Here is an 11,902-nt window from a genome sequence, read left to right as displayed (position 1 = left end):
CCATTTTAATTTTTTATTACAGATCGTCATCCTCACCGTTTGATATATCGATGAACTTTCCTGTTCCGATAGCAACAGCAGTGAGAGGATCCTCGGCCAGCATACAGTTTATACCGGTCTTCTCATGCATCAGTTTATCCAGTCCGTAAAGAAGCGCTCCTCCTCCTGTCATAACGATGCCTCTCTCGTAAATGTCTGCTGCCAGCTCAGGCGGAGTACGTTCCAATACATTGTGCACAGCATTAACTATCATAGTTGCCGGCTCCAGCAGTGCGTCCATAATCTCGTCCGCGCTTACAACCACTGTTTTCGGAAGTGCCGTAACCAGGTTACGTCCCCTGACTTCCATAGTGATATTTTCCGGTCTCTTGCTTGCACAGCCTATGTTTATCTTTATATCCTCTGCGGTTCTTTCTCCTATGAGAAGATTGTGCTTCTTACGCATATATCGGAGAATAGCCTCATCAAAATCATCTCCGGCCACCTTGATGGATTCGGATACCACAGGACCGTCAAGAGCGATAACCGCTATATCCGAGGTTCCGCCTCCGATGTCAATGATCATATTCCCCTGAGGTTTGCTGATGTCTATGCCTGCCCCTATGGCTGCAGCAACAGGCTCCTCAATGATGGTAACCTCTCTTGCCCCTGCATGATAGGTGGCATCCTCTACAGCTTTCTTTTCAACCTCTGTTGCTCCCGATGGAATACAGACCGAAATCCTGGGTTTACGTAAGGTACGCTTTCCAACAGCCTTATTTATAAAGTGTTTAAGCATCTGCTCCGTCAATGTATAATCCGATATGACTCCCTGTCTGAGAGGACGGACCGCAGCTATATTCTCAGGTGTTCTTCCAAGCATAAGCCGGGCATCCTCACCATAGGCAAGGACAGTGTTGGTGTCTTTGTTCACTGCAACCACAGAAGGCTCTTTCAGCACAACGCCTCTGCCCTTAATGTACACAAGAACACTTGATGTACCAAGATCTATTCCGATATCATTTGAAATCAACGAAAACATTAAACTCTCCCATAAAATGCCGTATTCAGCATCTATACTACTCCATAGGCATCTTAACCCATAGTCTCATATAGTATAATAGAAAGAACAGGATTTTTAAAGTAATAATCTATGGTAAAAAGCAAAACGAATATTAACTTTTTAATATTTTATGTTGTTCCCCGCACCACAAGGCTTACATCCATCACATTTCTCTCACTGACTTCTCTGTTTTCCAAAGTGTCGATTATCATATCAACAGCCTTTCTCGCCATCTCTCTTATGGGCTGATGAACGGTCGTGAGCCTCGGCGTGGTGAGAAGTGCCAGTTCAGTATCATCAAATCCGATTATCCTCAAATCATCGGGGACCTTCTTACCGAGCATTGCTGCAACCTGTATAACCTGTGCCGCGATCAGATCCGAGCTGCAGAACACTCCGTCAGTTTCCGGATATTCATTGAGAGCCTTTATTATACTCTCATGATACTCCATCTCCTTGTATTCTCTTGAATCACTTGTAAGCACCCTGGCATTGACACCACTCTTACGGCATACGTCCATGAAACCGTCTTCACGCACATCCGCAGGCATCTTGCTCTGCCATACACTTCCCAGCATCAGAAGATTTTTGCAGCCTTTTTTTATGAGTTCCTCAGCCGCAAGCTGTCCGCCTTTATAGTTGTCGCAAAGTACGCAGCCTGTTCCGCCTTCTATGAAACGCTCGATGGTTATAATAGGAAGATTGAATTTTTTTAATGTCTCCGGCTTCACCTGCTGGCTGAAAATCAGCACTCCTGCAACAAGACTGTTTTCACACAGTTCCAGAACACTGGTCTCCTTTTGAGGATCCCCTGTCGAATTATTGACAAATACCTGATACTGCTTTTCAGCAGCATAACGCTCTATCTCGCTGAGCATCTGCGAAAAATACGGATGAACCATGTGCGGCATGATAACCGCGATGGCATCGGATCTTCCCTTTGAAAGTGTTCGTGCCACAATATTCGGTCTGTATCCTATTTTCTGCATGGCATCATAGACCTTTTTCTTGGTCTTCTCACTGATATATCCCCTGTTATTCAGCACTCTGGATACAGTCTCCACTGCCAGTCCGGCTTCCTTAGCCACATCTTTTAACGTCGTTGCCATTCCATTCTATTCCCTTTACTGTTTTTTTGCGCATCTCCATAACCGGAAGCATGAATCATCCGTCGCCAAAGCACAGCTTTCATAATAGCCTGTTTCCCTGATTCCATAAATGTTTTTTATCATATACATCCTGCCATGGCAATGTAGAAAAAAAGCCGGACACCACTGATGTCCGGCTTCATTATACTATACCTTCAACTGTTTAAAATCTTAAAAAACATATCAGATATTAGTTTTATAACTTTTTATTCCAATACTCATACTCTATACATAAGAATCTTACTTAACAGCACCTGCAACCATTCCGGCTATAATCTGCTTCTGTAAGAAGAAATACAGAATAAGTATAGGAAGAAGTGTAAGTACCAGCGCCGCCATGATAAGGCCGTAATCCGAACTATATGTTCCGTAGAAGCTGTATGTGGAAAGAGGCAGTGTATAAAGGGGCTTCTTTCCGAGAACAAGGCTTGGGAGCAGATAGTCATTCCAGAACTGCATGGCATTTAAGATGACCAGTGTAGCAGTTGTAGGCTTAAGCAGAGGAAATACTATAAGCCTGAAAGTCTCCATCTTTGTACATCCATCGATGTAGGCTGCCTCCTCAAGAGACTTCGGTACACCGCTTCTAAGGAACCCGGCATACATGAACACTGACATACTCATGGCAAAACCGGTATGCATGAATACAAGTGAAAGTCTGTGATTAAGCAGGCTGAGCTGTGCACCATAGATAGATACCAGAGGAATCATTATAGACTGGAACGGAATGATCATGGAAGAGATCATCAGCGCAAATATCAGCTTCGCGATTTTGGTGTTCGCACGAACTATATAGTACGCAACCATGGAAGAAAGTACGATGACCGCCAGGGTGGAAAGACCTGTAATGAAAATGGAGTTTCCGAATGCTTTTAAGAATTCCATCTGCTTAAAGGCTTTGAAATAGTTATCAAGGCTCATTCCATGAGCACCGACGATATCCATCGGAGCCTTTATGATATCCTTTTTCTGCTTAAAGGAGTTGGCAATGACCATAAAGAACGGTACCAGGTAAAATAACGCTCCGATGACAAGAAGAATATATATACAGATATCCTTAACAAGTTTTTTTGTTCCGCCAACCCGATCTGCAGCCCTTGGTGACAGATCCTTTGCGGAAATATTTGCCTGACCACTCATCACGCTTCTACCTCCTGCTTCTTACCGATATATACCTGAAGTCCGGAAATTATGGCGACCACGAAGAAAAGGAATACCGCTTCCGCCTGTCCTATTCCGTATTGTCTGGCCGTAAATGCCTTTTCGTAAACATGCATGGCTACAAGTCTTGTACTGCCGTATGGTTCACCGCCTGTCAATGTAAGGTTGATATCGTAAACCATGAAGGCTCTTGAAAGTGTCAGGAAAATACATATTACGAAAGACGGAACCATAAGAGGAAGTGTGATATGTCTCATCTTTGACCATCCGTATGCCCCGTCTATGGATGCAGCTTCCAGTACATCCTCCGAAAGACCTGTGAATCCTGCAATGTAGATGAGCATCATATATCCGCTAAGCTGCCATACGGTCACGATGACCAGCGCCCAGAAGGCCTTGGTCGGATCGGAAAGCCATGACTTTGAAAAAAAGGCGATTCCGAGGCTCTTTCCGAACTTAACAAGAAGCTGGGAAAAAACGAACTGCCATATGAATCCCAAAACTACACCACCGATAAGGTTCGGTGTGAAAAATCCGGCACGAAAGACATTCTGACCCTTTTTGATTCTTCCTGAAAGGAAATATGCAAAAAGGAAGCCGAATGCATTGACCAGAATAACAGAGAGCACTACATACTTAAGTGTAAGTCCCATGGAATTCCAAAAATCCTTATCCTGAGCAAGAGCCTTGTAATTATCAAAGCCCACAAGGTTCTTCACTGCCGCAACACCGTTCCAGTCTGTAAATGTGAGATAAAAACCATACAGAAAAGGTATGATGACCACACATACAAAAACGAATGTTCCCGGAAGTGCAAACATTAGAAAACTTTTTATTTTATCACCGGTGGTACGGCCTAGAGAATTCATATTGATCTGCCTTTCTTAATTCTTCCTATAAAAAAATCAGGACCTGTTTTGGAATTCTTCCAAAATACTTATCCGGAAAGCTGTTCGTTCTCGCCGGATAAGTAAAATATCTCAATGCCTCATATCTCGCAGAGAGTTATGGTCCTGAATCTTATCTTGTTACTTTTGATTATTTCTGTGACTGCCAGTAAGCATCGATCTCTGAAGCAGCACCAGCACGGTCTGTCTGACCTGCAACATACTTCTGCATAACAGCACCAACTACTGACCAGTGATCTGAAGGTGCTACGAAGCTTGAAGAGTAAGTATTTCCTGAAGCCATCTTAGCTACGATATCACGGCTTAACGGATCCTTAGGAGCTACAGTGTTGTTTGAGCATGCAGGGATAAGTGCGAGTTTCTCAACAAGGCCCTTCTGACCTGACTCTGAGTTTACAAGCCAGTTGATGAACTCAAGAGCTGCCTTCTGCTGCTCCTCTGTTGACTGCTTTGCGTCTACCATAAGCTGCTTTGTAGGAGATGCCTGCATTGATGTGTTGGCAATATCAGAAGAATCATTTCCGAGAACGAACGGAATGAAGCCATACTCATCAGATGTCTCAGCACCGGCTGTCTCAAGGTTTGGCCATGCCCAGTTACCATTTGGCCAGAATGCTGCATCACCCTCAACAAGGTGAATAGGATCCTCATCGTAGATAGCTCCGAGTGGATCTTCCTTGTTGTAGTTGTACTCAAGGATCACATCCATGGTATCCATGAACTGGTTAAAACGGTCATAATCCTCAACCTTCTGTGAACCATCCTTAAGAGCTGCCATGATTTTGTCAGCACCGGCTGTTGTGCCGTCGTATGTATCATAGATATATCCGAGCTGATGTGCACCCAGTGACCAGTCTTCCTTTGAAAGAACCACAGGATTCTCCATACCTGCTGCTCTGAGCTCTTCACAGATTGCCTTGAAGGAATCAAGTGAGTTGATGGATGCAGGATCGAAATCCTTTCCGAGAGCATCCTCGATTGACTTCTTTGAGTAAATGATTCCACGACCCTCAACACAGAACGGGAAGCTGTAAACCTTACCGTCGATCTTTGTTGTCATGCTGTCGCAATACTGGTTCCAGTCCTGATCTGTAAGGTCAAGTCCGTACTCAGCGCCAAGTGCGATAACGTCTGTTGTATCAAGAATTGACATGGTTGGTGCTGTTCCTGAGCTGTACATGGAAGTAACCTTAGTATAAGGAACCTCACCTGCTCCGCATGCAAGAACCTCAAGGTTGATGCCTGTCTCCTCTGTAAATGTTCCTGCAAGCTCCTCAAGAGCTGTCTGAATCTCACCCTTTGAATTAAGAAGTGTGATTGACTGTCCTGCAAGCTCTGACTTTTCTGCAGGTGCTGCTGCCTCTGTTCCTGCCGCTGTTGAAGCTGCTTCAGTTGTTGCATCGGCTGCCTTGCTTGTTTCAGCAGTTGTGCTGCTGCCGCATGCTGCAAGTGAGCTTACACATGCCACTGTCATAAGTAACGCAGCCATTCTGTTCAAATTTTTTTTCATGATTATCTCCTCTTTGACTGAATTGTATTGATAATGTCAGCTCTGTCAACCGCTTGACATTTAACTTAATGCGACTATATCTCTTTTCACAATTTCTGTCAATCGTATAACATATTTTTGTGTATATTGTGCAATATTATATAACTCGTTTTGTGCGCTTTTTTGTACAAAAATACCGCCGAAGGGATTACCCCTTCGACGGTACCTGTTTTTTTATATAAAATTTATATACTCAATACTAAAAGACAGAATAATCAGCCCACCCCTGAATACAGTTTTTGCGGCTTATACAGTCTCTGATGAGATCTCATAGGAATAATCTGCAAAATCAACCTTAAGAGATGCTGTATTTCCATTATTCTTCCATGTCATGTTCATCTTTGTGCCTTCTGTCTCAACAGAGAAATCGGCATCAAAGGAGAATGCAGGACAGGTGTTTCGGAACCTGAGCATTTCAATCTGCTTTGCTACGACTTCCGAAGAAAGTCTCTTCTCCATCTCCTCAATGGAAAGGTTTGTACGGTTGATTTCCTTGTGTCCGGCAGGACCTGCATGCTTTACAGCCTCATGGTCGTTCTTTCCTGCAAAGAGATCAAGATACCAAACCTGTGGCTTACCCGGCATAAACATCTGGATAGCTCTTGCAAGCAGCATCTTTCTGTCATCCTCACCGAGAGCGCTGTAATATGTTGCATTAACCTGATAATACATATTCTTCTTTCCGTGAAGATCCTTAACGAGTCCGCCTCTTTCAACGATGGTATCGATGAGATTCTGGATCTCCTCCTCAGGAAGGATACCCTTTAGATCAAGAAGAGGGATTCCGTCATGACAGCCCAGCATATTTACTGTGCGGATCTTATCATCAACAAGCTCCTGAGCCCATCTTGCAAGATCTTTGCCGTTCTTCTTTTCTATAGCATCAATAAGAAGTCCCGGAAGGAAGAAATCATAGGTCATGTATCCCATATCCGCCACCTTCTTGTAAACCTTCTCGCCATAGCTTGCATGGATCTCAGGAAGAAGTGTCACATGATATTTATCAGCAAGCTCACGAACCTTTGCAAGAAGATCCCAGGTATCCGGCTCGTTCATGAAATTCTTCTTTCCCGGCTCCTTCGGAGCATAAGCAAAGGCATCAAGACGAACGATGGAAGCACCATATCCGGAAAGAGCTTTTAGTGTGTTATCATAATGCTCCCATACAAGATCTGACTTTACATTGAGATCCATCTGGCCAAGGTACTTACGGTTTGACTCAAGATAATCTATTACCTTGTCACGATATGCTTCATATCCGCTGAAGTCTGTCTCTGAAGGTTTCTTACCCTCATCAAGAGCGGTATTGACTCTGTCACAGATACGTTCCGCAGTAAGGTACTGAATATCCATGGCTCCCATAAGATCCATGGCATCAGGACGCTTGTAGATAACCTCCTGATAGAATGTATTCCAGTATGGAACATCCTTTCCGTCCGGTGTTCTGACCATAAGTATAGGAAGACCCGGCTTACGGAAGAACATATCCTTTATATACTGATCCTCAGGCTGGATGTATCCTTCCGGAGTCATCTCTCCCTTGCCTTCCCAGAACTTGTTCCAGTTGATAAAGAAATCGCTGTACTTTGAATTTTCGCCATTTTTGATGAGATCCTGGAACTGTGGCGAAAGAACCGATGCATGATTCAGAATGAAATCAAGCTTCAGATTTACTCCGAGATTGCGGAGTCTCTCCAGGTCCTCCTCACTTCCCATCTCATTATTTATATTGTAATCGATAACAGAGAATCCTCTGTCGAGATCCGTATTGAAAATGCTTGGAAGAATATAGAATGACTGGAAAGAATCCTCCATCTCCTTCTTCTCAAGAAATCCCACAACATCGCTGAGGCGACCACCCATGCTGTCAGGGTAGGCATTGAGCATAGGTCCGTTATCTGTATAATGTTTCTCCATTTCAAACTCCTGTTAAATACCTAAGACAGACCTCTGTTTAAGAAGATCTGTCCGGAAACTGTTTTGAACTGCAAGGATAATCCTTTACCCTTTATCATCAAGATCGTTATTCTGTTTCAAATGCCTGATCAGAACTGATCCTTCATGAGATCTGTGTACTCTTCGAAACTGATGAGCTCACCATTCTTTGAGCAGATGATCTTTGCCTTGTGTGCCTGTGCATGGAGCTTACCCTGCTCGATTTCAAGAACCATGGTTGTAAATGCGCTGTCGGTCTTTCCGTCTCTGTTTCTTGCTCTTCTGTGCTCAAGAGTTTCTGCAGGTGTACTGTTAAGAAGAACAGGGATATCAACTCCCTTAAGAAAATCACTGTTTCCGTGTGTCCACTCAATGATAAGAACCTGCTTGTCAGAAAAATCCACATCCTCATACCAGAGACTTGCTGCATCTCTTCCCATACGTCTGAGCCAGAGGTCAGCTGCTCCATCCTTGAATGCGCTGATAATATTGCTTACTTCATCAAAATCTGTCTCCTTGGGAGTTCCGAGATACTCAGAAAGTCCCTTGCGTCCGCCTGCAAGATATGACTCAAACCATGCATTTCCCTCTGCATGATTCTTATCCGCATCTGTATCCTCCTGCTGCCAGCTTCTGATTTCCGCAAATCTCTCGTTTGTGTAATCTCCGGCTTCAACCATGTTTCTCACAGCACTCTCACGGAATACATGAAGTCTCTCAGCATCATTGTACATAGGGATGCGGTGAGGATAGTTGTCTCCGGAAAGAATATATGCTCCCACGCCTGACTGGTTAAGGAACCACGCAAGAACAGAAGCAATCTCTGACTTACCTACTCCTGATCCTCCGCAGACACTTACTACAACTCTCTGGTTGTCGTTTGCTTTCATCTTCTCTGCTATCTCCTTAACAAGTACAGGGAAGATTTTATTTGCCTTTGCGATGTGAGACTCTCCTATCTCAATCTTATCTCCCGGCATATCTCCATGAGGAATCTCTGACGGAACTTCCTTTGTCTCCCATGGAAGTACCTTGAGGATCTCCTCAGCATAATTCTTTGATAACTTATCGATTTTCTTATAATTTGTATTCATACTTTTACTCATTTTATTATTCATTTATATTTTCTCCTAACATACAAAAATATGTTAAGCGGTTGACACATGCTACGTTAACAGATTTGCAAACATCTGTAAAGAGCCTGTTGATAATTTTATAACAGATTAATAAAGCCTAATCCGAACATGTACTTAAGATTTTATGTAGACAGTTCTTCATAATTGCGTCCATGTACTTTATATTTTATTTAGAATTTTTAGACTTCTTTAAGTCGTGAGACATACTTAAGTCACAAAGCTTCTGTATCATATAAAACAGTTACAGAAATGTAACACAAAAAAAGCTTTTCATACTCATACTCCGGAGTTGTGATACACTCCGGAGCCCCCCTTCATAAACAACGGTCGCTTATGTGTATGATATCGACGATCCTTCCGGATCTTCCCTGTCAAGCATGACCGTTTGAAATATACCTAGTAAGAGTTCTTTTCTCCCCTTACGTGAACTCTTGACATATATAGATTTAATAAGAGACAGAAAGACCCCATCGAAGCGAAACAGCTTCGGTGGGGTCATTCGTTTACTATTTTATTTTATGACATCAGTGAGATGAGAGCGTTAGTGACGAAACGATTCCATGTCGGATTTTGCCCCTCACTTATGATGCTCAGTTTTCATCATCACAGAATTCTTCCGGCTTCTCTCTTTCCATTTCTATGCAGGCTTCCAGCTTTTCCAGACTTTCAGAGTACTTTCTGGCAGCCTCTCTCAGCTTATCAAAATACTCTGAACCGCCCTTCAGTGTAGGGTTGTTCCTGAGCATGTTTCCTACCCACCAGTTCATACGGCCTGAACGTTCATCTCCTCCATCCTCAAGTATACGGAGTCTCTCTTCCATACGTCTGCGGCGAAGCTCTAAACCTTCACGGTTTTCACCATGTTTTTCCTCATAAGCTCTGGTTCCCGGCACTGCATTGGCAGCCTTTCTCACAGCAGATTTACCGGCATCCACCACGGTTTTTCCTGCTGCTTTTGCAGCCGTTACACTTCCGTTTGCGATGGTCTTTGCAACAAATGTGCCTCCGGTAGCAATAACTCGTTTTGTTTCCTCTGTGACCACCTTTGCTGCCGCCAGATTTCCTTCGTTTTCAGCTATTGACTTAACTTCGGAGACATTGGCCCGGGCCTGCTCCTGCATTTCAAGAAGTCTTGATCTGGCCTCTGAGATATTCAGTTTAAGCATCTGAATCTCCTCACTGTTCGCAGCGAGCTGCTCAATTCGCCGCTTAAGATCAAGAGCACCGATAATGGAAAAAACCAGATCTTCAATAAAAAGAGTGTACAGCATGGTAACTGCCACAACAAAACCGGTGTATGTCCAGTCCTCCGATATGGCAGCTACATGGGGATGAATGAGTTTTGTGAATATAACCGCAAGAATCCCCCAGGCCAGAGATGCATAAAGGCAGATGTAACCATGGAAATTGAAAGGGTTGTGGCTGTAATCCCACCACTTCATATGAAAAATATGATACATGCTTACACCTGTTAGAAGCTCAAGCACAGTCCCCACCAGCGCTCCCATGATATATACCATAAAAAGATTTTCTCTGTAGGGCCAGGCAAACATAAGCATCATGATGGCTCCGACACCGTATATGGGCAGCCACGGGCCATGACAGAAGCCTCTGTTCAGAGGTCTGAGCTCCTTAAGTGAACAGTATACGGATTCAAATACCCATCCGAATATGCAGTAAAGCATAAAGAGCAGCGCCCACTGAAGAAGTGTGTACTGCGAAAAAATCGAAAGATTTCCCAAAAAATCAACCATATAAATTCCTTAGCAAAGTAATTATGTCAAATTATCAGGGCTGTTTCTTTTTGAAAGGTGTGAGTATAAACTCAAAAAGCTTTGTAAAAATCCCTGCAGAAAGCATAACGGACAATACTGTACAAAAAAGTAAAACCATTATAAGGTCCGTCGGCTTCCCCGGATCAAAACAGGTTATAAGTCCCGCCGCCAGCATCAGGTCCCTGACAGGCCTGTGAAGAATGTATATCTGCAATGTCCTTTGTCCCATGAGAGACAGTACCGGGATCCTGCGGTCAGGTATGACTCTCAAAAAAGAAAGCGTCACTGCACCTGCAAAAATATACCACAAGAGTCTCAGGAACCAAAACTGTCCTGTTATACCTGTAAAACATTCAGGATGTTCATAGGCTCTCAGTCTCTCATACCATACTCCGAACACAATGTCATGATACGGAAGCAGATAGTCATACATAAATAATGCTATAGCCAGCACCGAAAAAAGTGCCAATGCTTCTATCACATACCATATTGCTTTAGCCTGCTCCGGTTTTTCACCTCGGAGGAAAGCTTCCAGCTTCTCACTCCCCGTAAAGTGACCTGCATAAAAAAAGGGGGCAAATGCCAGGATTCTTTCAATTGACAGAAACTCTCCCACTCCGCTTATATATCCTCCCCCAAGGGAAAGTATAACTATAAAAAGCATAATAACTGAACCGGACTTAAAAACCTTATCCTTAAGTACTGTAAAAAAAGGAATGAACAGATACCATACAAAAAGAGCCAGCAGGTACCATGGCGCCCCCTCTTCGTGAAAAAGATCCGGCCACGCAGAAGCTCTTCCATAGGCCGGAATCTCGGAAAAGAACACTATGATCTCAAATATCACATAAAGCCAAAGTGTCTTAAACAGCTGCCTGAGATTAAATGACTTTTTCTCTTTTCCTCTGTAAATATTCCGGGAAAAAAGGCCTGAAATAAAGGTAAAGGCCGCCATATGGAAAACATAGATCTCATAGAACAGATTGGTGCAGACTACGGTTCTTCCCTGCAGCGGAAGAAGAAAATGCCCTATAACCACCAGCATTATCAAAATTCCCTTTGCATTATCCATCCTGAGATTTCTGTTCACAGACATGTATCATCCCCTAAAACCATTAATTTTGCAATCTCCCATCTCAGATGGTCGATTCTGCGTTGCCCGTCAAATGCTCTCTTGGTCTTATGTGTAAACTCAACGCCCAAGAGAGCGCTTGACGGGCTTATCGCAATCTCCCATCAAAGATGGTC

The 11,902-nt window shown here is 43.5% G+C and carries 9 protein-coding genes; all 9 read right to left on the bottom strand.

Going from position 1 to position 11,902, the window contains the following annotated elements:
• Positions 1-16 precede the first annotated feature (16 nt).
• On the bottom strand, positions 17-1,021 hold the full coding sequence (locus T515_RS01335; protein ID WP_036606740.1) for a rod shape-determining protein: 1,005 nt from the start codon (positions 1,019-1,021) through the stop codon (positions 17-19).
• Positions 1,022-1,170: 149 nt separating this feature from the next.
• Positions 1,171-2,151: a LacI family DNA-binding transcriptional regulator gene (locus tag T515_RS01330; RefSeq protein ID WP_036606737.1), complete on the bottom strand. Its 981-nt coding sequence runs from the start codon at positions 2,149-2,151 to the stop codon at positions 1,171-1,173.
• Between the two features lie 279 nt (positions 2,152-2,430).
• Positions 2,431-3,330, bottom strand: a complete 900-nt coding sequence (locus T515_RS01325) for a carbohydrate ABC transporter permease (RefSeq protein ID WP_051671314.1) — start codon at positions 3,328-3,330, stop codon at positions 2,431-2,433.
• A complete protein-coding gene (locus T515_RS01320) occupies positions 3,330-4,220 on the bottom strand; it encodes a carbohydrate ABC transporter permease (protein WP_036606735.1) in 891 nt (296 codons plus the stop codon). Before T515_RS01320 ends, T515_RS01325 begins: the two co-directional genes overlap by 1 nt.
• 169 nt (positions 4,221-4,389) lie before the next feature.
• The gene (locus tag T515_RS01315; protein ID WP_036606734.1) at positions 4,390-5,769 is read right to left on the bottom strand and encodes an ABC transporter substrate-binding protein; all 1,380 of its coding nucleotides are present in this window, start codon (positions 5,767-5,769) and stop codon (positions 4,390-4,392) included.
• Between the two features lie 285 nt (positions 5,770-6,054).
• Positions 6,055-7,725 (bottom strand): alpha-amylase family glycosyl hydrolase, encoded by a 1,671-nt coding sequence (locus tag T515_RS01310; protein WP_036606733.1) that lies wholly within the window; start codon positions 7,723-7,725, stop codon positions 6,055-6,057.
• A 128-nt stretch (positions 7,726-7,853) separates the two neighbouring features.
• Positions 7,854-8,861, bottom strand: a complete 1,008-nt coding sequence (locus tag T515_RS01305) for an adenylyl-sulfate kinase (RefSeq protein ID WP_242839305.1) — start codon at positions 8,859-8,861, stop codon at positions 7,854-7,856.
• A 608-nt stretch (positions 8,862-9,469) separates the two neighbouring features.
• Complete coding sequence (locus T515_RS01300; protein WP_051671313.1) at positions 9,470-10,633, bottom strand: putative ABC transporter permease; 1,164 nt, start codon at positions 10,631-10,633, stop codon at positions 9,470-9,472.
• A 34-nt stretch (positions 10,634-10,667) separates the two neighbouring features.
• On the bottom strand, positions 10,668-11,750 hold the full coding sequence (locus T515_RS01295; RefSeq protein WP_036606732.1) for an acyltransferase family protein: 1,083 nt from the start codon (positions 11,748-11,750) through the stop codon (positions 10,668-10,670).
• Positions 11,751-11,902 lie beyond the last annotated feature (152 nt).

It is taken from the genome of Oribacterium sp. P6A1, assembly GCF_000702885.1.
Classification (GTDB): domain Bacteria; phylum Bacillota; class Clostridia; order Lachnospirales; family Lachnospiraceae; genus Oribacterium.
The sequence above is the reverse complement of the archived record's forward strand: the minus strand, read 5'-3'. Positions and strand labels throughout refer to the sequence as shown.